We start from the raw sequence: 22,880 nt of genomic DNA on the forward strand, positions 1-22,880 counted from the left end.
ACACCGCTATCGCAGGCAAGCCAGCTCCCACATTTGTATTCACCATTCAAATGTGGGAGCTGGCTTGCCTGCGATGCTCTTAGAAACTCATGTCCACTTTGGTCCAGAGGGTCCGCCCAGGCTCCTTGATCGCCTGCGGGTCGCTGGCCGGGTAGCCGAAGCCGGCGTTGCCGGCCAGGTTCAAGTGCTCGGCGTATGCCTTGCCGAACAGATTGTCGACACCGGTACTGACCTTGAAGTTTTTATTGATTCGATACGCCGCGTTCAGCGAGAACACCCCAAAGCCGCCGCTCTTGTCGTAGTCCTTGCCGACCACATTGCCCTTGTTCGGGTCGATGCGGTGTTGTGCGGCGACCACCCGCCACAGGGCGCCGGCGCTCCAGTCATCTTCGCTGTAGGTGAGCCCCAGGCGCGCGTCCAGCGGTGGCATTTGCGGCAGGGCCTTGCCGTCGCTGCTGTTCTTGCCCCAGGCGTAGGCGAGGGTGGCGTCGGCTTTCCAATGGCGTGTCAGCTTGTACGCCGCGCCCAGTTCGCCACCCATGATGCGGGCGTCGACGTTGCGAGCCTGGGAGGTGGCGCCCATCATGCCGGGCCGGTAGTCGAACAGGATGAAGTCCTGCACCCGGCCGATATAACCCGAGGCCCAGGCTTCAAGGTCTTCGGCTTTGTATTGCGCCCCAACGTCGAGTTGGGTGGTTTTCTCGGGCTTGACGCCGTCGAAGGCATTCACCGAGCCGGTCGCGCCGGTGTTGGGGGAGAACAGTTCCCAGTAATCCGGGAAACGTTCCGAATGGCCCAGGCCGGCATAGAGCGTAGTGGGGCTGTCGGCCAGGTCGTGTTCATAGCGCACGAAGCCCGACGGCAAGGTGTCGGCGCGGGTGTCGTCGGCGGTGGGGTTGGCGCGGGTGCTCATGCCGGAGCCGGTGGTCTGCCTATAATCCTTGGCCGAGGCGCGGTCCAGGCGCGCGCCGCTGATCAGGCGGTCGCGCTCGGCGGCATACCAGGTGAGTTCGCCGAATACGCCGTAGTTGTGAAAGTCGGCGTCCTTGGTGCGCGGCAGATCCTTGTAGGTGTCGATGCCCATGCTGCTGCGGGCGCGGTGCTCGTTGGTCTGCGCATCCAGGCCGCCGATCAGTTGCACATCGGCCCAGCGCCAGGTGGCCTTTATCCGCGCGCCGAGGGTGCGGCGGTCAACGTTGGAGGCCATCGGCCCCGTCATCATGCCGGTGCCTGGCGGTGTGCGCAGGCTGTAGTTGTCCATCACATGGTCGGCGTAGTTGTAGTAGAGCTGGGCTTCGACCTTGTCCAGCACCTCGCCGAGGTTGGATTTTTCAAAGCGCAGCCCCAGGCTTTCGCGCAGGAACTGCGAACCGTCCATGCCGCGTCCGGCGTAGCGCGCTTCGCCGTCGCCTCGGCCGGCGGTGAGTTCCAGCAAGGTGTCGGGGTCAGGGGTGAAACCCACGGCCACATCGCCATTCCACTTGTCATAGCGCGAGGCGACGGTGTCGTTATTGCCGTCCTTGTAATCGTCTGCATGCGCCTGGTTGCCGATCACCCGCACGTAGCCCAGCGGCCCGCCGGCAGCGGCATCGATGACCTTGTCGAAGCGCCCGTTGGAGCTGGCCAGCACACTGGCATTGAGCCGTGTACCCAGTTCGCCGAACTGCTCCGGCTTGCGCTCGAACAGGACGGTGCCGGCCGAGGCGCCAGGGCCCCAGAGTACGGTTTGCGGGCCTTTGATCACGGTGAGCTGATCATAGGTCTGCGGGGAGATATACGAGGTAGGCGCATCCATGCGGCCGGGGCAGGCGCCGAGCATCATGCTGCCGTTGGTGAGGATATTCAGGCGCGAGCCGAACATGCCGCGCAGCACCGGGTCGCCATTGGTGCCGCCATTGCGCACCAGGGCAAAGCCGGGGATGGTCTTGAGGTAGTCGCCGCCATCGCTGGCGGGCACCGGCTGGCGCGGTTCCTTGGGGTTGGTGACCACGGTCAGCGGCGAGCTGGGGGCGATCGCGGTGATCACGGTGGGGCTCAGTTCATGCGCGTCGGCCCTGGCCTGTGGCGCCAGGAGTACGCCGCATAAAACGGCGAGCACAGGGGTACATCCCAAACGGGTGTCAGCAGAAAACCTGGACATGACAACTTCCATTTATCAATCGTAAACAACACGGCCAGCAGCCTGCGGCTGTCTGTCTAAAGTCGGCCGGGTGAAGTAACGGTGTCAGTGCTTACGAGACGCTGGGCGGCGCGCGACTGCGGGCGCCGGGGAAGATGCTCTGCCGGGCATGGCCCAGGCGGGTGGTGGGGGTGAGGGCGTTGGCTGGCGGCGGACTGCCCAGGGTGAGCGTTGGAATACCGCCAGGCAGGGCAGGGCAGCTGTAAAGCAGATCGCAATAGCCGCACTTGGACCAGAGGGCGTGGTGTTCGTCAGGCGCTTTTTTGTGATGGGCATCGCCGTGATCCATCGGCATGCTCATCGACATACCGGCGTGATGGTCCATCGGCATCGCCTGGGAGATCAGCGGACCGATAAAGATCATCAGCATGGCGAACAGGCTGATCCAACTGCCGCGTCTTACGCGCGAATGTGGAGAGAACCTGGCGCGTGGGGCGCCCATCGAGTAACCGCCTACTGGGCGTGCTTATGCGCGTGGGCGGCCATCGGCGGCACCTTTTGTACCGACACCTCCACCTCGACCTTGCCGGCTTTTTCAAAGGTCAGGGTCAGCGGGAATTGCTTGCCGTCGGCCAACAGGCCGCGGTCTTTGATGCCCAGCAGCATCACGTGGTAAGCCATCGGCGCGAAGGTCAGTTCACCCTTGGCCGGTACGGCGACACTGGGCACCTGTTGCATCTTCATCAGGTCGCCCTGCATCACATGCTCGTGCAGCTCTGCTTTTTCCGCCAGCGGTGTGTCGGCGCTGAGCAGGCGATCCGGGGTGGCGCCGGTGTTATGAATCACGAAATACGCCGCGACGGTGGGGGCGTTGGGCGGCAATTCCTGGGACCAGGGGTCGCTGACCAGCAAGTCGCCGGCCTTGTAGTCTTCGGCATTGGCGGCACTGAACACCGGCAGCAGCAACGCAGCCAGAAGCAGGGAAGATTTGAGCATGGCAGTTCTCCAGAACGGGTCTAAACGCAGTTCACTTGCGAAGCAATCAGGCCGTCGGAGAAGCGCGGGGGTTGAGGCTCGGCCATTGCTGGCGCGGGGTTGGGTTTTGCAGCTGGGTTGGCGGCAGGCTCTGCACCGCGGTGAAGCGCGTGACATACAACTGCGGTACATGCCCTGGCAACGCCACCAGCGACGGTGAGCCGGAGCAACACCAGCAGTGCTGCATGGCGGAGTGATCGTCCTGCTGCGGCGCCGGAATCTCCAGCTTGCCCAGGGCTATCGCCTTGAGGCTGGCGCCATTGGAAGAACAGAAACTGCCCCACATCAGGCGCTTTACCGGATCGTCCGTCTGCTGCATCGCACTGGCCAGCGGCATGGCAAAGGCGTTGAACAGCACTGCAAGGCAGGCGATCCAGGCAATTGCAAAGCGTTGACGGGCCATGGCGGACAATCCGTAGGGTTAAACGATCAGGCGGGTATTTAGCCTGATCGGGGGGGATAAGTAAAAAAGGGCGGTGTGGTTTGGTGTCGCAGTGGGTCAGACCGCCGTGGCGTGAAGCTTGAGGCCCAGAGCTTTCATGACTTTCATGATAGTCGCGAATTCGGGATTGCCAGTGCTGGAGAGGGCTTTGTACAGACTTTCTCGTCCGAGGCCGGCGTCGCGGGCTATTTGGGTCATGCCTTGGGCGCGGGCGATATCATTGAGAGCGGTGCGAATCAAAAGACCATCGCCTGCATCGTCTTCAAAGCAGGTCTCTAGGTACGCAGCCATTTCCGAAGGGGTTTTCAAATATTTTGCCGCGTCAAAGCGGGTAAAAGATTCGCTCATAAGTCACTCCTTATTGCCGAGATTTAATGCCATTTGTTTTGCACGCTTGATGTCCCGGCTTTGTGTTGATTTGTCACCACCGATCAGCAACAGATAAACCACCTTATTTCTACGAGTGAAGTAAACGCGATACCCAGGACCATAATGGATTCGCATCTCGGACACTCCATCACCTACGGGCTCACAGTCACCGAAGTTTCCGGCTTCAGCCATTCGTATTCTTTTCACAACACGCACTTTTGCGAATGGATCCCGAACGGCTTCCAGCCATTTGACAAACTCAATGGTTTCATTGAAAACAATCATCTCGGATCGTATTCCTTGGGATACAGAATGGCAAGTTTCGACGCGCTGCAAAAGCAGTGCATCCCCATCGCGGGCGCCGGAGCAAAACCGCGAGAGGGGAGGTTAGGGCGGGGGCTTTTGGCTGAGCCAGCCAGCTTGTTCGGAAGTGTTCGTAGGGGGATTCGGCTTTCGGTGGTGAAGCCTGATAGGACTGGTTATCCGTATAAATAGAAATTTCCGACAAGTCTTTGAGGTTGTCCCTAGGACATTCAATCTCTAGTCTCCGTACACCGCTGCAAACTCAGCGGTCGGGCGTCGCGGCCCGGTTTACCAATGCGCCTATGCGCCATTGTCCGCTTTCAGTCGGCGCTTTTTTATCGTCTACTGTGCGGCTACATGGTGGCTGTGCGCGGGATACCTTCGGGTATGCCGGGTTCATTGGTAACCGGTCCGCGAACCTGCGTACAGCTGCCACCCTCTATCGCGTCGCGGCGATCAGTGGCAGCTCCACTACCAATGGAATCTCACAATGATCAAACCAACCCCCAATCCCCCCATCCGGCTCTTCACCGTGGTCGATGGCATCAGCACCGAAGACCTGCTGGTCAATCTCAGCGAAACACTCGCCTCGGCCAATGCGCTGAGTTGTGACCTGGCGTTTGATTTGGAAGGCCCGAAACGAGAGGAATTGCTCGGCGTTGCGCAGTTGATTGAGCTGGCACAGTTGCTGGCTGATCGTGTGCACAAGGGTTTCGGACCCGCGATAACGGCGGCCTGATAACACAGTCCAAATGTGGGAGCGGGCTTGCTCGCGAAGGCGGTGTGTCAGTCGGCGCATGTGTTAACTGATACACCGCCTTCGCGAGCAAGCCCGCTCCCACATGGAGTCAGTGGTGTCTAGAGAGAGCGGTGATTGCCTGTAGCACCGCAGCTACGCTGGTGAATTCTCGATCCACCGCAACCAACACCGGGCGTTTCAATACAAGCACCGGCACGCCCCGCGCCCTTGCCACTTCCAGCTTCGGCTCGGTGGCGGTGCTGCCGCTGTTCTTGCTGATCAGCACATCGATCTGCCGCCGTTCAAACAGCGCACGCTCGTCCTCGATCAGAAACGGCCCACGCGCGCCGATCACTTCACAGCGCTCGTTCCCCGGATAAACATCCAGCGCCCGTAGCGTCCAGAACTGGTCGGCAGGAATTTCGTCGAGATGCTGCAGCGGCTCGCGGCCCAGGGTGAAGAGGGGGCGCTTGAAGGGTTTCAACGTTTCAATCAACGAGGCCCAATCACCGACTTCGCGCCAATCATCGCCCGCTTGCGGCTGCCACGCCGGGCGGCGTAATGCCCAGCACGGCACACCGCATAACTGCGCAGCCTGGGCCGCGTTCTGGCTGATCTGCGCCGCATACGGGTGGGTCGCGTCGAGGATCAAACTGATCCGCTCATCGCGAACAAACTGCGCCAATCCTTCAGCGCCACCATAACCGCCGACACGCACTTGGCAGGCGAGATCGGTAGGTACGCGGCCCACTCCGGCCAAGCTATAGATATGCTCCGGCCCCAAGGTTCGGGCGATGGCCAACGCTTCGGTCACGCCGCCCAGCAGAAGAATTCTTTTCATAGCGGCTTGACCACCTCCAGCAAGGTGATCGGCAGCGCCTGGCGCCAGGTATCAAACTCCCCCAATGGCTGCGCCTGGGCCACATGAATGCGGGTCAGTTCGCCGCCATGCTGCGCGCGCCAGTTCATCAGGGTCATTTCGCTTTGCAGGGTCACGGCGTTGGCGACCAGTCTGCCGCCGGGGCGCAGGTGCTGCCAGCAGGTGTCGAGCACGCCGTCGCGGGTGATGCCGCCGCCGATGAAGATGGCGTCCGGTGCTTCCAGGCCTTGCAACGCATCGGGGGCCTTACCGCGAATCAATTGCAGGCCGGGCACGCCAAGAACGTCGCGGTTGTGTTCGATCAGGCCCTGGCGGCCCGAGTCGGCTTCAATCGCCAGCGCGCGGCAACTCGGATGCGCCCGCATCCACTCGATACCGATGGAACCGCTGCCCGCGCCCACGTCCCACAGCAGCTCGCCGGGCATCGGCGCGAGGCGGGCGAGGGTCATGGCGCGCACGTCGCGTTTGGTCAGTTGGCCGTCGTGCTTGAATGCCGAGTCCGGCAGGCCGGCCAGGCGCGAGAGGCGTGGCGTGTCGATAGACGCCAGGCAATCGATGGCCACCAGATTCAGGTCGGCGACCCGAGCGTGATGCCAATCCGCAGCCAGACCGTCGAGACGCCGCTCGTCCGCGCCGCCCAGGTGTTCAAACACGCTCAACCGGCTGGGTCCAAATCCGGAGTCAGCCAACAACGCGGCAATCAACCCAGGACTGCGACCGTCGTTACTCAACACCAACATCCTTACGCCACTGGCCAAATGTGCGTTCAACGCCGCCAACGGCCGTGCCACCACGGAGAGCGTCACCACGTCCTGCAACGGCCAGCCCAACCGCGCCGCCGCCAGCGATACCGACGACGGCGCCGGCAGAACCCGCAACTCATCGGCCGCGATCTGGCGCGCCAGGCTGGCGCCCACGCCATAGAACATCGGATCGCCGCTGGCCAGCACACACACCGGCGTACCGCGCCTTGCCAGCACCGGCGCCAGTGAAAACGGGCTCGGCCACAGCTCACGCTCGCCCCGAATACACACCGGCAGCAAGTCCAACTGGCGCTGTGCACCTATAATCCGCGTGGCGCGCAACAGGGCGTGCCGGGCATTCCTGCCCAGCCCCTTGAAGCCGTCTTCACCGATGCCTACAACCGTCAGCCAGGGCGACATAACCATTCCTTGAACGACATCCGACGGGCAGGCTTTTCATGCCGCCGGACAAAGCAGGCATAATACCGCGCCTTTACCCGTCAACCGGTAGCCCCGTGAACCAGACGCCCGCTGTGAATACCTTGCGCCCCTCGGCTTGTCCGGGGTTGCTGCGTATTGTCCAGGCGCTGGACGGCGGGATTTGCCGGATCAAATTGGCCGGTGGCTCGATCCGCGCCGCCCAGGCCCGCGCGGTGGCGGATGCGGCCCAGGCCTATGCCGGCGGGGTGATCGAGGCAACCAACCGCGCCAATCTGCAGATCCGCGGGATCGGCGCCGAAGAACAGGCGTTGATCACCCTGCTGCTGGCCGCCGGCCTCGGCCCGAGCAACGCCGCCGGTGACGACGTGCGCAACCTGATGCTCAGCCCCAGCGCCGGTATCGACGAGCAGATGCTGTTCGACACGCGCCCGTTGGCGGACCAGATCCTGGCCTCGCTGCAAAACGTCCCGCGTTTCCATGAGCTGTCAGCCAAGTTCGCCGTGCAATTGGATGGCGGTGAGGCCCTGGCGATGCTCGAGCATCACCATGACCTGTGGCTCTCAGCGTTCGTGCGCAATGGCGAAACGCTGCTCGCGTTCGGGCTGGCCGGTTGCCCGGGCCTGGATGCCCCGTTGGGCGCCGTTCGATTGGAGCAGGGCCACGCGCTGGTCACTGCGGTGCTGGAAGCCTTTCTTGATGTGGCCACGCCGGAACAAACACGCATGCGCCACCTGGTGGTGGATAAGGTGCTGAGCCGCCTGAGCCTGCCGCTGCTGTCCGCGAATGGCTTCAAACGCCCCGCCAGTGGCGCTTCGCTGCACATGGGCACTTATCCACAGCCGCAAAAGAATCAGTTCTATGTCGCGGCCGTTGCGCCCCTGGGCCGCCTGGATTCGACGATGCTCAAGGGCGCCGCCCAGCTCGCCGACGATTATGGCGACGGCACCTTGCGCTTCACGCCTTGGCAAGGCGTGCTGCTGCCCAATGTGGAAAAACCTGGCGTCGTGACCGAGCGCCTGACGCAACTGGGCTTGCTCTGCTCCGCCGACCAGCCCCTGGCGCGCATGACCGCCTGCACCGGTTCCAGCGGCTGCGCCAAGGCCTTGGCCGACACCAAGGCCGATGCGGCGCAACTGGCCGCGCTGCGCACCGACCACGACGTGCACCTGTCCGGCTGCCCACGCTCCTGCGCCGCCGCGCACATCGCACCGGTCACGTTGCTGGCCGCAGGCCCAGGCCACTACGACCTTTATTTTCGCGAGGCAGCCCAGCCAGGTTTCGGCCGGCTGCACGCGCGCAACCTTTCTATTGAAGCGACGGGCGCCCTGCTGCGCGCTCGCCCACGGAGCAACACCGATGATTGATTACATCCGCGACGGTCAGGAGATCTATCGCAACTCCTTCGCCATTATTCGCGCGGAAGCCAAGTTGGAGCGTATCCCGGCTGATTTGGAGAAACTCGCGGTGCGGGTGATCCATGCCTGCGGCATGGTCGACGCCATCGACGGCCTGCAGTTCTCCGCGGGCGCGGGCAAGGCCGGGCGCGATGCACTCGCGGCGGGCGCGCCGATTCTGTGCGATGCGCGGATGGTCTCCGAAGGCGTGACCCGCGCGCGCCTGCCGGCCAATAACCCGGTGATCTGCACCTTGCGCGACGACAGCGTGCCCGAGCTGGCGCGGCAACTGGGTAACACCCGTTCCGCCGCCGCGCTGGAGCTGTGGCGCCCGCATCTGGAAGGCAGCGTAGTGGTGATCGGCAACGCGCCGACCGCCTTGTTTTACCTGCTCGAAATGCTGGATGCCGGCGCGCCGAAACCGGCGTTGATCCTTGGCTTCCCGGTGGGTTTCGTGGGGGCCGCCGAATCCAAGGCGATGCTCGCCGCCGACAGCCGTGGCGTGCCGTTCGTGATCATGCAGGGCCGCCTGGGCGGCAGCGCGATGGCCGCCGCCGCGGTGAATGCCCTGGCCACGGAGGTCGAGTGATGCACCCACGCGGACGTTTGATCGGCCTGGGCGTGGGCCCCGGCGATCCGGAACTGATCACCCTCAAGGCCCTGCGCCTGCTGCGCGAATCGCCGGTGGTGGCGTACTTCGTGGCCAAGGGCAAGAAGGGCAACGCCTTCGGCATCATTGAGGATCATCTGGTGCCGCAACAAACCCTGATGCCGCTGGTGTACCCGGTGACCACCGAGGCGTTGCCGGCGCCGCTGTCCTACGAGCAGGTGATCAGCGATTTCTACGACACCGCCAGCGTTGGCGTGGCCGCGCATCTGGACGCCGGCCGCGATGTGGCGGTGATCTGTGAAGGCGACCCGTTCTTCTACGGCTCCTACATGTACCTGCATGACCGCCTCGCCGAGCGCTACGAAGCGCAGGTTATCCCCGGCGTGTGCTCGATGCTCGGCGGCGCTTCGGTGCTGGGCGCGCCGCTGGTGTATCGCAACCAGAGCCTGTCGGTGCTCTCCGGCGTATTGCCCCATGAAGACCTCAAGCGCCGTTTGGCGGACGCCGACGCGGCGGTAATCATGAAGCTGGGGCGCAATTTCCCGAAAGTGCGCCAGGTGCTCGAAGAGCTCGGCCTGGCCGAGCGTGCGCTGTACGTGGAACGCGCGACCATGGCCAACCAGAAGATCGTGCCGCTGGACCAGGTGGAGCCGATGTCGTCGCCGTACTTCTCGCTGATCATTGTGCCTGGCGAACGGTGGCAAGGTTGATGCGCCCGGCGATTGTCATCCTCGGCCAGGGCAGCCTGGCCACTGCGCGCAAGATCCAGCAGCTGTACCCCGGTGCTGCGATCCACGGTTTGGCCGGGCGCGTCGAGGGCGCTGACCACGCTTACATCGAGTTCGGCGCCACGCTGCGTCAGCTCTACCAGCAAGGCACACCGCTGATTGCGCTGTGTGCCGCCGGCATTGTGATCCGCACGCTGGCGCCGCTGCTGCTGGAAAAGGGCGAAGAGCCCGCTGTGCTCGCCGTGGCCGAAGACGGCAGCGCCGTGGTGCCGCTGCTCGGCGGCCTGGGCGGCGTGAATGTGATGGCGCGTGAGATCGCCGCTGCGCTGGGCGTGGCGGCTGCCATTACCACCAGTGGCGAGTTGCGTTTCGGCACCTGCCTGCTCAACCCGCCCGCCGGTTACGCGTTGGCTGATCTGGAACTGGGCAAGCGTTTTGTCTCGGACTTGCTGGCCGGCGAGAGCGTGCGCATCGAAGGCGCGGCGCCGTGGCTGGAGCAGGCCAATCTGCCGCAGGATCAACAGGCGCGCCTGGCCATTCATGTGGGCAGTGCCAAGCGGGTACCTGCGGCCGACGAATTGTTGATCTATCCGAAGACGGTGTGCGTGGCGTGCAAGCCGGGCGCGCAATTGGCGGAACGTGTGCGGGCCGCTTTGCATGATGCGGGTATCGCCGTGCAATCCCTGGCCTGCCTGCTGGCCAGTGACACGCAGATGGCCGAAGCGTCGTTGCATCAAGCCGCGTTGGAACTGGGCGTGCCGCTGCGTTTCAGTGATCTCGCTCAGGACGCCGATATCGTCGTCAGCGTCGCCGAGCAGCCTTTGGACCTGTCGCAAGTCGGTCGCGCCCGTGGCCGCCTCGCTGTGATCGGCCTGGGCCCGGGCGCCGCCGAACTGATGGTGCCGGCGGTGAAAGCCGAACTGACGCGTTGCACCGACGTGCTCGGTTACGAAACCTACGTGCGCATGGCCGGGCCGTTTCGCGACGATCAGGTGCAGCACTGCACCGACAACCGTGAAGAAATGCAGCGTGCGCGCCATGCCTTCGAACTGGCGGCCCAGGGCCGTTCGGTGGTGGTGGTGTCCTCCGGCGACCCTGGCGTGTTCGCCATGGCCGCGGCGGTGCTCGAGGCCTTGCATGAGTCCAGCGACCCGGCCTGGCATCAGGTCGACCTGCAGATCCTGCCCGGCGTCTCGGCCTCCCTGGCTACAGCGGCCCAGGCCGGTGCTCCGCTGGGGCATGACTTCTGCGTGATGTCGCTGTCGGACAACCTCAAGCCCTGGTCGATTATCGAAAAGCGCCTGGACCTGGCGTCCCAGGCCGACCTGGCGCTGGCGTTCTACAATCCGATCTCGCGTTCGCGGCCGTGGCAGTTGGGGCGTGCGCTGGAAATCGTCGCGCTGCATCGCACGCCTGAGACGCCTGTGGTGCTGGGCCGTGATATCGGTCGGCCGGGGCAGACCCTGCGCGTCACCACGCTGGGGCAACTGACGCCGGAGCAGGTGGACATGCGCACCATGGTGCTGATCGGCTCGTCCACCACCTGCACCTTCCCCCGTGCCGGTGGTGGTGAGTGGGTGTACACGCCGCGCTGGTACGGCGAGAAACCCGCCGGCTGAAAGCGGCTCTTCAGGCGCCGGAAAGCTCCGAATGACCCAGGGAATTTCCTGGCGTTGTCCGGGGCTTTTTCTTTTTTTCGCGAAGACTTCTGCACACGTGCCGGCGACCCCGCGTGATCCCTGGGCGCTACGGTTTGCCGTGTTGCCTCAAGGGATGTTTGTCGTCTGGCAAGTCCGTCGGCGGGTGGACTAGGGTGAACATAAGCCCCGAGTTGGGGTGCTTGTGGAGAGTCAAAATGGAGCGACATCACAGAAGGATCAACAGTACAAAAAGGCGCAAATTGATTGCCGCCTACAAGTTGCCCGGAGCGCCGGGAACGGGTGAGCCTTGTGCGCCGGACAGCGAAGACGACTTCAACGCGGCGGTGGTCAACAACGGCGTGATCTCGTTTGCCGATGGCTTGTCGGGGCTGAACCGGGAATACATCCGCAAGAGCTATCTGCTGGCCAGCAGCTATGTCAGCGATGTGTTGCACATCCAGCGCGGTACCGAGGGTTGGTACGAGGAGTTCATCAAGGTGATGACCGGCTTGGGCTGGCTGCCGGTGCGCAGCCGCTTCGAGCGGGTGTCACGTTCAGGCAAGGGGCTGACCGTGCAGTCCCAGGTGCTGGGTATCATCGCTGCCCTGCTGGGGTCGACGTCCTTGTCTGCGCCACTGCTGGCGGCTCTGCCCAGGTTGGCGGCCGATGCATTGGAGGCGTTGAAGCAGACACCGGCGACGTTCGAGCTGTTCAAGCGCAACAGCACGGTGCACCAGGGCGCGGATTTCGGCCTGGCGTCCTGTGCCGAGATGGAGGGCGAATTGAAAATGGTGCTGGTGACTTACAGCACCCACAGCGTGAGCAAGCAGGTCGGGTTGCCATTTCTGGAATGGGACAGCTCCTCGTTCGAAGCTTTCAGTGGGCAGACGTGCCTGGTGCTGAACACTTCGCTGATCAACGAAAAGACCCTGCAGCTGATGCGCGAGAGCGCAGGTGACAAGGTGCGGCTGGCCATCGCCAAGTACCGGATCTAGGGCACCAGGTAGCCGCGTACGCCGGTAAAGATGATTTGCGCGGCCAGAGCGCACACGAACAACCCCATCAACCGACTGACAATCTGCAAGCCCTGGTCGCCAAGGATGCGCTCGATACGGTTGGACAGGTACAGCACCACGCCAACCGTTAGGCTGGCCAGGGCGATACTGAGGATGGCGGTGAGCTTGTCGTCCCAGTGTGGCTGGCTTACGCCCATCACCAACAGCGCCCCGATGGTGCCGGGACCGACGGTGAGGGGGATGGTCAGCGGCACGATGGTCACGTCCTGCTGCACGTTGTCGGTCTGCACGGCCGACTTGCCCTGCGCCATGCCCAGCGCGGAGATAAACAGCACGCTGCCGGCGCCGATGCGGAACGCGTCTACGGTGATGCCGAACACACTGAAAATCACCCGGCCGAACAGGTAGAGCAACACGCTCGACACCAGGGTCGCCAGCGCCACTTTCCAGGCCAGGCGCCGCCGCTCTTTGCTGGAATAGCCACGGGTGAGGCTGATAAAGCAGGACAGCACGAAGAACGGGCTGTAGAGCACGAGCATTTTCAGGTAGACGCTGAATAACACGTGGAGCATGGAAGTGGCTCGCGCAAGAAAGTACTGCGCGAGTCTATCAGGCGACAGCAATCAAATGTGGGAGCGGGCTGCATTCCAAGTCAGCTGGGGGCGTGTTCCGGCCTTTGCTGACGCTGCGCCACCCAGAACTCCACCAGTTCACGCAACTGCGACAACTCCACCGGCTTGGCCATGTGCCCGTCCATCCCGGCTTGGCGTGCCCGCTCCTTGTGTTCCGACAGGATGTGCGCCGTCAGCGCCACCACCGGCGTGCGAATGCGCTGGTGGCTGACTTCCCAGGCGCGCAATTGCTGCGTCGCCGAGAAGCCATCGAGGATCGGCATTTCGCAGTCCATCAACACCAGGTCATAGCGCTGGGCCTTCATCGCCTCCAGCGCTTCTTCGCCATTGCTGGCGGTGTCCGGGTCGAGGTTGAGTTTGCCGAGCATGCCGCGGATCACTTTGGTGGAAATGCTGTTGTCTTCGGCCACCAGAATGCGGAAATCGCTGGGTACGGTGACGGCCGCCGGTGCGCCGGGCAACGCGCGAGGCGCTGTGTTGCCCTTGCTGCGCTGGGTCAGTTCGTCGGCCAGGGTGGTCTTGAGCGTATAACCGGCCACGGGTTTGGCGAGGATGCGTTTGATCCCGCAGTTGCGCGCGATGATCTTGCTGGGGGCATTGCTGATGCCGGTGAGCATGATCAGCAGGATGTCGTGGTTCAGGCTTGGGTCTTCCTTGATCTTCGCGGCCAGTTGCATGCCGGTCATGCCGGGCATGTTCTGGTCCAGCAGGACCACGTCGAAGTAATCACGCAAGTGCGCCTTGGTGCGCAGCAGCGCCAGGGCTTCCTTGCCGGAGGGCACGGCGCTGACGTTGAGGCCCCAGGCCGAGCACTGCTGCACCAGGACTTTGCGGCAGGTGTCGTTGTCGTCCACCACCAGCACCCGGGCGCCTTTGAGCGGGCCGTCGAGATCGGAGGTCGGATGCTCCAGGCGTTCCGGGTCCAGCGGCAGGGTCAGCCACAGCGTGCTGCCCTGATGGCTGCCGCTCTTGATCCCGAACTCGCCGTTCATTAACAGGATCAACTGGCGGGCGATGACCAGGCCCAGGTGACCGTTCAAGCGGGTGGCCGAGAAGAAGTTCTTGCTGTGCAATTCGCTGTGCAGCAGGGCTTCGCGCTCGGCCGCTTCCATCGGCAGGCCGCTGTCTTGTACGGCAATGCGCAGGCGCGGCTGGGTGCTGCGGTCGTCCAGGGCAACCACGATCAGCACTTCGCCTTCATCGGTTTTTTGCAGGGCGTTCTCCAGCAGGCTCAACATGGCCTGGCGCAGGCGCGTCGGGTCGCCGCTGATCACGCGCGGTACCTGGGGCTGGATAAAGCTGATCAGTTCGACGTTTTGCTGTTCGGCCTTGGCGCGGAAGATGCTCAGGCAGTCCTCGATCAGCGCATTAAGGTCGAACTGCACGTCATCCAGCTCGATCTGGCCGGATTCCAGCTTGGAGATATCGAGAATTTCGTTGATCAGGGTAAGCAGCTCATTGCCCGCACTGTGGATGGTCTGCACGTAGTCGCGCTGTTTCACCGACAGCGGGGTACCCAGCAGCAGCTCGGTCATGCCCAGCACGCCATTCATGGGGGTACGGATTTCGTGGCTGATCTTGGCCAGGAACTCCGCCTTGGCGGCGATTTCGGCGTTGCTCGCCGCCAGGTCGCGGCTGAGGCTGAATCGCGCCTCGACCAGCGCACGTTGACGCTCGCCCAACGCCAGGCTCATCAACAGGCCGCTGAGGCAGATAAATGCCAGCAACGTGACGATCAGGCCCTGGGGCGACACCATCGTCAGGCCCAGCAGCGCCGGCAGGATGATCAGCGTACCGATGTTGAACACCACCATCGCCGCCACGAACAGGCGGGCCGGGCGATAGCCCTGCTGCCAGTGATAGGCCGAGACAAACAGCATGCTCAAGCCAGCCAGGGCCACCAGGACGTAGGTAATGATGTTCAGGGGTAGAGTGTTGACGAATAACAGGAGCAGGCCGCACAACACGATGAACAATATGTCGGCCATCAACAGCTTGTTCAGGGGATGCGGGCCCAGGGGCATGAAGAATCGGTAGGCAAACATCAGCCCGCACGGCGCGGTCAGCAGCAACGCCAGGTAGGCGCCGGGGGCCTGGACCGCGTGCCAGTTCGGCAACCATGGGCCCACCAGGTTCAGCAGCAGCGCCAGGCTGAGCATCAATAACACTTCGCAGGCCGCCAGCCACAGGCTGCTGCGCGAGCGGTGATAGGCGAAGCGTGTGAGGTTGTGCAGGATCAGCATCAGCAGGCAACCGAACAGCAGCCCGTAGATCAGCGTCTGGGTCTGGTCGGCCGCGGCGAGCACGGCCGGCTCCAGGGTGATGTAGGGGCGCAGTTCGTGTTCCGACACCAGGCGCAGGTAGACGTCGAGCGGCTTCTGGCTCTGGGGCATCGGCAGCATGAAGTCACTGCTGGGCAGTGGTCGCTCAGCCTGCGGTTGGCGCGTGCCGGTGCTCTGTTGTTCCACCAGAGCATCGCCGTCCAGTACATAGAGGCTCAGGTGCGACAGGTCCGGGGCGAATACCCGCAGCACTTGTTCGTGCTTGCCGGGTTGCAGCTTGAAACGCACCCACAACGCACCGTCCGGCGGCGCGGCGGTAATGCGGTCCAGTTCGATGGGGCTGAATTGATTGGTGTAGCGCGAGGAACGGATATCGCTCAGTTGCAGGTCGGCCTGTTCATCAAGCAATACTGCCCAGCCACTGCCTTGCGCCGCGGCCTGGGCCGGGAACAAACAGAGCAGTGTCAGCAGGCTGACAGTAAAACCTATGGCGATCCTGAGCCAGCGCACGGCGAAATCCCTTCGTAGGTTGATGCACGCGTTAACTATGCGCGGGGAGGCCTGCATACGGCAAGGGCCACGGGCCCCTGCCTAGCCGAACGGATAGTACTGACGCCGACGGATCAGCTGTTTTCGCCACGTTCACGGGCAATGGCGCGGTAGCCGATGTCCTTGCGGTAGAAACAGCCTTGCCAATCGATCTTCGCGGCCAGTTTGTACGCCTGTTGCTGCGCGGCGTCGACACTGGCACCCATGGCGGTGGCGCACAGCACACGACCACCGGCGGTCACGACCTGGCCATCCTTGAGCGCGGTGCCCGCATGGAACACCTTGCCTTCCAGCTTGGCGGCGGCGTCGAGGCCGTCAATGACGTCACCCTTGGCGTAGTCCGCCGGGTAGCCACCGGCCGCCAGCACAATGCCGACGCTTGGGCGTGGGTCCCACTGCGCTTCAACCTTGTCCAGGGCCTGGGCCAGCGCGGCTTCCACCAGCAGCACCAGGCTCGATTGCAGACGCAGCATCACCGGTTGGGTTTCCGGATCGCCGAAGCGGCAGTTGAACTCGATGACTTTCGGGTTGCCGGCTTTGTCGATCATCAGGCCGGCGTACAGGAAACCGGTGTACACATTGCCTTCATCGGCCATGCCACGCACGGTCGGCCAGATCACCAGGTCCATCACGCGTTGGTGCACCTGGGCGGTGACGACCGGGGCAGGGGAGTACGCACCCATGCCGCCGGTATTGGGGCCGGTGTCGCCGTCGCCGACGCGTTTATGGTCCTGGCTGGTAGCCATCGGCAAGACGTTCTTGCCGTCGACCATCACGATAAAGCTGGCTTCTTCGCCGTCGAGGAACTCCTCGATCACCACGCGCGAACCGGCGTCACCAAAGGCGTTGCCGGCGAGCATGTCGCGCACGGCGTCTTCGGCTTCCTGCAGGGTCATCGCCACGATCACGCCTTTGCCGGCGGCCAGGCCATCGGCCTTGATCACGATCGGCGCACCTTTTTCACGCAGGTAAGCCAGGGCCGGCTCGATCTCGGTGAAGTTCTGGTAGTCGGCGGTCGGGATCTTGTGGCGGGCCAGGAAATCCTTGGTGAATGCCTTGGAGCCTTCGAGCTGGGCAGCGCCGGCGGTGGGGCCGAAGCAGTCCAGGCCACGGCTGCGGAACAGGTCCACCACGCCGGCAACCAGCGGGACTTCCGGACCGACGATGGTCAGGGAGACATTCTTCTCGGCGAAATCGGCCAACTGCTCGAGAGCCAGTACGTCGATGGCAACGTTCTCGCATTTGGCTTCAATGGCGGTACCGGCGTTGCCGGGAGCGACGAAGACTTTCTGGACGCGCGGGTCCTGGGCAACTTTCCAGGCCAGGGCGTGTTCACGGCCACCGCTGCCAATGATCAAAACATTCATTTCAAAAACCTCAAATTCTGTAGGCGCCGCAGGAGCGCTTCAATGTAGAGCCTAACTCATGTGGCGAGCGGGCTTGCCCCGCGTTGGGCTGCGAAGCGGGCCCAAAACCGAACACCAGGATTTGCCTGACGCACCGCATTCTTCTTGTCTGGGGCTGCTGCGCAGCCCAACGCGGGGCAAGCCCGCTCGCCACAAAGAGCCCGCTCCCACATTTCGATCGAGTTGGATCAGTGGCGGAAGTGGCGCATGCCGGTGAAGACCATGGCGATGCCGGCTTCATCAGCGGCGGCAATCACTTCGGCATCACGCATCGAACCCCCCGGCTGGATCACGGCGGTCACGCCGGCTTTCGCAGCGTTGTCCAGGCCATCGCGGAACGGGAAGAACGCATCGGACGCCATCACCGAGCCCGCCACCTGCAAGCCGGCGTGCTCAGCCTTGATCGCAGCGATGCGCGCCGAGTTCACACGGCTCATCTGGCCGGCGCCGACACCGATGGTCTGGCGGTTCTTGGCGTAGACGATGGCGTTGGATTTGACGTACTTGGCCACTTTCCAGGCGAAGATCAGGTCGTTGATCTCTTGCTCGGTCGGCGCGCGCTTGGTCACAACTGTAAGGTCGTCGCTGCCGATCATGCCGATGTCGCGGCTCTGTACCAGCAGGCCGCCGTTGACGCGCTTGTAGTCCCAGGCCGCCGCGCGGTCGGCCGACCACTCGCCGCAGGCCAGCAGGCGCACATTGGCCTTGGCGGCGACGATGGCACGGGCCTCTTCGCTGACGCTTGGCGCGATGATCACTTCGACGAACTGACGCTCGACGATCGCCTTGGCGGTCTCGGCATCCAGTTCACGGTTGAAGGCGATGATGCCGCCAAAGGCTGATTCGGTATCGGTGGCGTAGGCCAATTCATACGCCTGGCGGATACCGCCTTCTGCGTCCGGGCTCACGGCGACGCCGCACGGGTTGGCGTGCTTGACGATGACGCAGGCCGGCTTGACGAAGCTCTTCACACATTCCAGCGCGGCGTCGGTGTCGGCGACGTTGTTGTAGGACAGTTCTTTGCCTTGCAGTTGGGTCGCGGTGGCGATGCCGACTTCGGCCGGTTTTGCCTCAACGTAGAACGCCGCGCTCTGGTGCGGGTTCTCGCCGTAGCGCATTTCCTGGGCCTTGATGAACTGGCTGTTGAAGGTGCGCGGGAACTGGCTGCGGCCTTCTGTCGAGAGTGTTTCGGCGGCCTGGTTCACGGTGCCCATGTAGTTGGCGATCATGCCGTCGTAGGCGGCGGTGTGTTCGAACGCCTTGAGCATCAGGTCGAAACGCTGGGCGTAGGTCAAACCACCGGCTTTCAGGCTTTCGAGCACCTGGGCGTAGTCGCTGGCGTTGACCACGATGGCCACGTCCTTGTGGTTCTTGGCCGCCGAGCGAACCATGGTCGGGCCGCCGATATCGATGTTTTCGATTGCGGTCGGCAAGTCGCAGCCTGGTTTGTTGATGGTAGCTTCGAACGGGTAGAGGTTGACGGCCACCAGGTCGATCGGCTTGATGCCGTGCTCGCTCATGATTGCGTCGTCGATGCCGCGACGGCCGAGGATGCCGCCGTGGATTTTCGGGTGCAGGGTCTTGACCCGACCGTCCATCATTTCTGCGAAACCGGTGTAGTCCGCCACTTCCACTGCGGCCACGCCGTTGTCCTGCAGCAGTTTGAAGGTCCCGCCCGTGGAAAGGATTTCCACGCCCAGGGCTTCCAGCTCCCGGGCGAATTCGAGGATCCCGGTCTTGTCGGAAACACTGATCAAGGCGCGGCGGATCGGCAGGCGGGTAGTCTGGTCGGTCATTTCAATTTCCATCAAAAGCTAAGGAGTCAGCAAAAAAGGCGACCGTTTTTACGCGGGCGCCTTTCTGGTTTGATTGAATGCTTACAGCAAATCGTATTGCTTGAGCTTTTTGCGCAAGGTGCCACGGTTAAGGCCCAGCAGCTCACTGGCTTTGGTCTGGTTGCCCTTGACGTAGTTCATCACGCTTTCGAGCAAGGGAGCCTCGACTTCGGAGAGCACCAGGTTGTACACGTCCGTGACGGAAGCGCCCTCGAGGTGGGCGAAATAATTGTGCAGCGCCTTCTCGACACTCCCGCGAAGGGTCTGGCCTTCTTCGCTCGGCGTGTTGAGGTGCTGTTTCAAATTGACGTTGTCGCTCACGGGCGTTGTTCCACTCACTAAAGTCTCGGTCATCATCGTCATGCGGCCACCCCTTTTCCGTCCCCTGGTCCCAGGCTCTTGTCTCGTTCGGCAAAGAACTCACGAACGGCGGTGACCTGTGCTTGCGTTTCATCCAAACGATTGAACCCGGCGCGAAACTCCCTGGCGCCCGGCAGCGTTGCCAGATACCAACCCACATGCTTGCGCGCGATGCGCACGCCCATCACCTCTCCGTAGAAGGTGTGAAGGGCAGCCAGATGCTCTAGCAGAATACGTTCCACCTCGACCAGCTCCGGCGACGGCAATATTTGGCCAGTACGCAGAAAGTGCTCGATCTCACGAAAAATCCACGGACGCCCTTGAGCGGCCCGGCCAATCAACAAGCCATCGGCACCGGTTGCGTCCAGCACGCGCCGGGCTTTCTGGGCTGAATCGATGTCGCCATTGGCAAAGACCGGCATCGACACCGCCTGCTTGATGGCGGCAATGGTGTCGTACTCGGCCTCGCCTGTGTAAAGGTCGGCGCGGGTGCGGCCGTGCACCGCAAGCGCTGTAATGCCCGCCTGTTCGGCGATCTTCGCCACCGTCAGGCCATTCTTGTTGTCCCGGTCCCATCCGGTACGAATCTTCAGGGTGACCGGCACATCCACTGCGGCGACAACGGCCTGCAGGATCTCGGCAACCAACTGCTCATCTTTCAACAGCGCGGAACCGGCGGCCTTGTTGCAGACCTTCTTGGCCGGGCAGCCCATGTTGATGTCGATGATCTGTGCCCCCAACTCCACGTTGGCCCGGGCCGCATCCGCCAGCATTTGTGCATCTCCACCGGCGATCTGTACCGAGCGTGGCTCGGGATCACCTTCGTGGATCATGCGCATCCGCGATTTGCGGGTGTTCCACAGGCTCATGTCGCTGGTGACCATTTCCGAGACTACTAGACCCGCGCCCAAACGTTTGCACAGCTGACGAAAGGGCTGGTCGGTAACCCCCGCCATCGGGGCGAGAATCAAGCCATTGTGCAATGTGTATGGGCCGATGCGTACCGCCGACATAGGACTTCCCTGTTGTGGGGCCGGATCATTAGAGTTCGAAAAAGGGTTGGCATGATACCCGCTCTCGATGACTGGATAAAGGCTGAATTGGATAAAATCTGAACAGTTATTTTTTATCGCCAGCGGTTTGGTTGCGCGCGGGGAAGTCAATAACCTGCCGTCAAACCCCCGCGCATCAACCGCTTCACTCAGGCGAATGGAAGCTCAGGCTGTAATTCACGGCTTTGTTGCCTGGGTCGAGGATATCCAGGGAAATATGGATCGGTACCTGCGATGGCATTTCGCTGACGCCGGCCAACTCGCCGCTGAGGTATTCGGCGGGTTTGAAGCGGCGGCTGGCGATCAGGCCGCCGTTCAGGTCGGCAAAGCGCAGCTCCAGCAGCGGGAAGGGCTGGGAAAAGGTCGCGCGGTTATAGAGGATCGCGTCCACCACCAGCGCCCCGGCGAAATCCGGGTGGCTGCGCACCACCAGATTGCTGCTCTTGATATGGGCGATATCGACCCGCGACGGCACGGTACAGCCCAGTGTGGGGCACAGTTGCTGGAACCACGGGCGATAGGCGTCCTGGCGGGCCAGGTCGTCGAATTGGTAGGCGATGTATTGGCCGGCCAGGCCGGCGGCGGCGATCAGTACCAGCAACAGCCAGACCAGGCGACGGCCCAGGCTGGCCGGACGCTTTTGCGCGTAGAGATGCAGTGGGTCGTCTTCGAGGTCCAGCAACTGGTCGTTGTGCACACTCGCTTCGGCGCGCGGACGCTTGCGACTGGGTTTTGGGCGTTCTTCGGGTTCAACGTCATCGGCCGATTGGGTCAATGGCGTGAACGGCGGATCGATGTGGTCGTCATCTGGCATCGAATGCAAGGGCGGCTCATCGTCGATGTCGTCGGCGTGCAGCGACATGGATGGCTCGGTGCGCTGCCGGGTCGCGGCGATGTGCGGCGGTTCGGGTTCGCTTTCAGCCTGGACGCGCTCCTCGGGCGGTTCGCTGAACAGGCTGGCGGCCCATTTTTCTTCTTCGGCCTTAACCGTGTCGCGGCTGGCGCTGAAGGATTCGTCCCTGTGGCGCCGGTCGGTGCCGGGCTGGCGGCGTTCTGCGCCGGCGGGCAGCGTGTGCTGGATCTCGCGGCGCTCCAGCTTGGCGAGTTCTTCGTCCAGGTCCAGGGCGTCCAGGTCCAGCTCTTGGGCGGTCCACTGCTTTTGGCTGATCGCCCGCACCGGTTCAGGCGCCGCCTCGACCGGCACGCCCGGTTCCGGCGCAGGCGCTTGGCCGCGTTGCTGCAGCAACTGGCGCGCCGCATTGAACACTTGCAGGCACGAGCCGCAGCGAACCACGCCGCGAGCCGCGCTCAATTGAGCGTGGTTGACGCGAAAGCGTGCTTGGCAATGCGGGCACTGGGTGACGAAACTGTCGGTCATGCGGCCATCCGATTCAGGCAAGCGCTCATTCTAGCGCCGACGACCGCTGATGCGTACCCAGCCATCACGGTTGGCGATCGGATCCAGCGCAAAATCCTTGGCATAGGCCGCGGCGACGTCTTCGCCCTGCTCGGCAAGGATGCCCGACAGCGCCAGGCGGCCGCCCGGCTTGACCAGGCTCGACAGCTGCGGCGCCAGGGACACGAGCGGGCCGGCGAGGATATTGGCCACCAGGACGTCGGCCTGTACCTGCGGCAAATCCTGCGGCAGGTAGAGTGGGAACTTGCTTTCAGGAATGTGGTTGCGCCCGGCGTTATCGCGGGAAGCTTCCAGCGCCTGCACGTCGATATCGGTGCCGACGGCTTCCTTGGCGCCCAGCAGCAGAGCGGCAATCGCGAGGATCCCCGAGCCGCAGCCGAAGTCCAGCACGTGGCTGTCGGTCAGGTCCTGGCCGTCCAGCCATTCCAGGCACAGTGCGGTGGTGGGGTGCGTGCCGGTGCCGAACGCCAGGCCGGGGTCCAGCAGCAGGTTGACGGCGTCAGGTTCCGGCGCCGCGTGCCAGCTCGGTACGATCCATAGGCGCTGGCCAAAACGCATGGGCTGGAAGTTATCCATCCAGCTGCGTTCCCAGTCCTGGTCTTCGATCACTTCGCTGTGATGCTCCGGCAGCGGGCCGCCGGTCAGTAATTCCATATGGGCAAGCACGGCGGCATCATCGGTGCCGTCTTCGAACAGGGCCAGCAAATGGGTGTGGGACCACAGTGGCGTGGTGTTGAGTTCCGGTTCGAAGATCGGTTGGTCTTCGGCGTCCATGAAGGTGACCGAGACAGCGCCCACCTCGAGGAAAGCGTCTTCATAGGTTTCGGCTTGTTCTGGGCTGATGGCGAGACGGACTTGCAGCCAAGGCATGGCGGGCACCTTTGAAAA

The 22,880-nt window shown here is 63.1% G+C and carries 22 protein-coding genes; 6 read left to right on the top strand and 16 right to left on the bottom strand.

Translation table 11 applies throughout. The features are described from left to right. Positions 1-79: 79 nt before the first annotated feature. From H0Z09_RS20490 to H0Z09_RS20515, 6 genes are all read right to left on the bottom strand, one after another. Positions 80-2,140 carry a TonB-dependent copper receptor gene (locus H0Z09_RS20490; protein WP_186692995.1) on the bottom strand — a complete coding sequence of 687 codons (2,061 nt, stop codon included), beginning with the start codon at positions 2,138-2,140 and terminating at the stop codon, positions 80-82. A gap of 91 nt (positions 2,141-2,231) precedes the next feature. Then, the gene (locus H0Z09_RS20495; protein ID WP_186692997.1) at positions 2,232-2,621 is read right to left on the bottom strand and encodes a DUF2946 domain-containing protein; all 390 of its coding nucleotides are present in this window, start codon (positions 2,619-2,621) and stop codon (positions 2,232-2,234) included. An 11-nt stretch (positions 2,622-2,632) separates the two neighbouring features. Further along, the gene (locus H0Z09_RS20500; protein ID WP_186692999.1) at positions 2,633-3,115 is read right to left on the bottom strand and encodes a copper chaperone PCu(A)C; all 483 of its coding nucleotides are present in this window, start codon (positions 3,113-3,115) and stop codon (positions 2,633-2,635) included. A gap of 46 nt (positions 3,116-3,161) precedes the next feature. Then, a complete protein-coding gene (locus tag H0Z09_RS20505; protein ID WP_186693001.1) occupies positions 3,162-3,557 on the bottom strand; it encodes a DUF2946 domain-containing protein in 396 nt (131 codons plus the stop codon). Positions 3,558-3,653: 96 nt separating this feature from the next. Next, entirely contained in the window at positions 3,654-3,944 is a 291-nt protein-coding gene (locus H0Z09_RS20510; RefSeq protein WP_186693003.1) for an addiction module antidote protein, read from the bottom strand. A gap of 3 nt (positions 3,945-3,947) precedes the next feature. Next, entirely contained in the window at positions 3,948-4,250 is a 303-nt protein-coding gene (locus tag H0Z09_RS20515) for a type II toxin-antitoxin system RelE/ParE family toxin (RefSeq protein WP_186693005.1), read from the bottom strand. Positions 4,251-4,758: 508 nt separating this feature from the next. Here H0Z09_RS20515 and H0Z09_RS20520 point away from each other — a divergent pair. Beyond that, the gene (locus tag H0Z09_RS20520) at positions 4,759-5,007 is read left to right on the top strand and encodes a DUF6124 family protein (RefSeq protein WP_186693008.1); all 249 of its coding nucleotides are present in this window, start codon (positions 4,759-4,761) and stop codon (positions 5,005-5,007) included. Between the two features lie 109 nt (positions 5,008-5,116). On the opposite strand, the gene H0Z09_RS20525 is transcribed toward H0Z09_RS20520, so the two are convergent. Together H0Z09_RS20525 and cbiE are read right to left on the bottom strand one after the other, a co-directional pair. Then, on the bottom strand, positions 5,117-5,848 hold the full coding sequence (locus H0Z09_RS20525; RefSeq protein WP_186693010.1) for a cobalt-precorrin-6A reductase: 732 nt from the start codon (positions 5,846-5,848) through the stop codon (positions 5,117-5,119). Continuing rightward, positions 5,845-7,050: a precorrin-6y C5,15-methyltransferase (decarboxylating) subunit CbiE gene (gene cbiE / locus H0Z09_RS20530; RefSeq protein ID WP_186693012.1), complete on the bottom strand. Its 1,206-nt coding sequence runs from the start codon at positions 7,048-7,050 to the stop codon at positions 5,845-5,847. Before cbiE ends, H0Z09_RS20525 begins: the two co-directional genes overlap by 4 nt. Before the next feature lie 38 nt (positions 7,051-7,088). Here cbiE and cobG point away from each other — a divergent pair, with 38 nt between their 5' ends. The 5 genes from cobG to H0Z09_RS20555 all read left to right on the top strand — a co-directional run bounded on the left by cobG (position 7,089) and on the right by H0Z09_RS20555 (position 12,438). Next, positions 7,089-8,435 (top strand): precorrin-3B synthase, encoded by a 1,347-nt coding sequence (gene cobG, locus H0Z09_RS20535; protein ID WP_186693014.1) that lies wholly within the window; start codon positions 7,089-7,091, stop codon positions 8,433-8,435. Then, positions 8,428-9,054 carry a precorrin-8X methylmutase gene (locus tag H0Z09_RS20540; protein ID WP_076954512.1) on the top strand — a complete coding sequence of 209 codons (627 nt, stop codon included), beginning with the start codon at positions 8,428-8,430 and terminating at the stop codon, positions 9,052-9,054. The genes cobG and H0Z09_RS20540 overlap by 8 nt, the downstream gene beginning before the upstream one ends. Further along, positions 9,054-9,785 carry a precorrin-2 C(20)-methyltransferase gene (locus tag H0Z09_RS20545; protein WP_186693016.1) on the top strand — a complete coding sequence of 244 codons (732 nt, stop codon included), beginning with the start codon at positions 9,054-9,056 and terminating at the stop codon, positions 9,783-9,785. Before H0Z09_RS20540 ends, H0Z09_RS20545 begins: the two co-directional genes overlap by 1 nt. Beyond that, positions 9,785-11,422 (top strand): precorrin-3B C(17)-methyltransferase, encoded by a 1,638-nt coding sequence (cobJ, locus tag H0Z09_RS20550; RefSeq protein WP_186693018.1) that lies wholly within the window; start codon positions 9,785-9,787, stop codon positions 11,420-11,422. The genes H0Z09_RS20545 and cobJ overlap by 1 nt, the downstream gene beginning before the upstream one ends. 236 nt (positions 11,423-11,658) lie before the next feature. Beyond that, the gene (locus tag H0Z09_RS20555; RefSeq protein WP_076954509.1) at positions 11,659-12,438 is read left to right on the top strand and encodes a hypothetical protein; all 780 of its coding nucleotides are present in this window, start codon (positions 11,659-11,661) and stop codon (positions 12,436-12,438) included. Here the strand turns inward: H0Z09_RS20555 and H0Z09_RS20560 are convergent. The 8 genes from H0Z09_RS20560 to prmA form a co-directional block, all read right to left on the bottom strand. After that, entirely contained in the window at positions 12,435-13,031 is a 597-nt protein-coding gene (locus H0Z09_RS20560) for a MarC family protein (RefSeq protein WP_003171467.1), read from the bottom strand. The two genes, H0Z09_RS20555 and H0Z09_RS20560, sit on opposite strands and share 4 nt — an antisense overlap. Before the next feature lie 80 nt (positions 13,032-13,111). Then, complete coding sequence (locus H0Z09_RS20565) at positions 13,112-15,883, bottom strand: response regulator (RefSeq protein ID WP_186693021.1); 2,772 nt, start codon at positions 15,881-15,883, stop codon at positions 13,112-13,114. A gap of 113 nt (positions 15,884-15,996) precedes the next feature. Next, the gene (gene purD, locus H0Z09_RS20570) at positions 15,997-17,289 is read right to left on the bottom strand and encodes a phosphoribosylamine--glycine ligase (protein ID WP_076954507.1); all 1,293 of its coding nucleotides are present in this window, start codon (positions 17,287-17,289) and stop codon (positions 15,997-15,999) included. Positions 17,290-17,516: 227 nt separating this feature from the next. Beyond that, positions 17,517-19,124, bottom strand: coding sequence for a bifunctional phosphoribosylaminoimidazolecarboxamide formyltransferase/IMP cyclohydrolase (gene purH / locus H0Z09_RS20575; RefSeq protein ID WP_186693023.1), 1,608 nt, complete (start codon positions 19,122-19,124; stop codon positions 17,517-17,519). An 81-nt stretch (positions 19,125-19,205) separates the two neighbouring features. Then, on the bottom strand, positions 19,206-19,526 hold the full coding sequence (gene fis, locus H0Z09_RS20580) for a DNA-binding transcriptional regulator Fis (RefSeq protein ID WP_002555375.1): 321 nt from the start codon (positions 19,524-19,526) through the stop codon (positions 19,206-19,208). Then, positions 19,523-20,536, bottom strand: coding sequence for a tRNA dihydrouridine synthase DusB (dusB, locus tag H0Z09_RS20585; RefSeq protein ID WP_076954505.1), 1,014 nt, complete (start codon positions 20,534-20,536; stop codon positions 19,523-19,525). Before dusB ends, fis begins: the two co-directional genes overlap by 4 nt. Before the next feature lie 184 nt (positions 20,537-20,720). Then, the gene (locus H0Z09_RS20590) at positions 20,721-21,953 is read right to left on the bottom strand and encodes a DUF3426 domain-containing protein (RefSeq protein WP_186693025.1); all 1,233 of its coding nucleotides are present in this window, start codon (positions 21,951-21,953) and stop codon (positions 20,721-20,723) included. A 30-nt stretch (positions 21,954-21,983) separates the two neighbouring features. Beyond that, positions 21,984-22,862, bottom strand: coding sequence for a 50S ribosomal protein L11 methyltransferase (gene prmA / locus H0Z09_RS20595; protein WP_186693027.1), 879 nt, complete (start codon positions 22,860-22,862; stop codon positions 21,984-21,986). Between the last annotated feature and the right edge of the window lie 18 nt (positions 22,863-22,880).

Source organism: Pseudomonas sp. SWRI18, from assembly GCF_014268345.1.
In the GTDB taxonomy this organism is placed as follows: domain Bacteria; phylum Pseudomonadota; class Gammaproteobacteria; order Pseudomonadales; family Pseudomonadaceae; genus Aquipseudomonas; species Aquipseudomonas cedrina.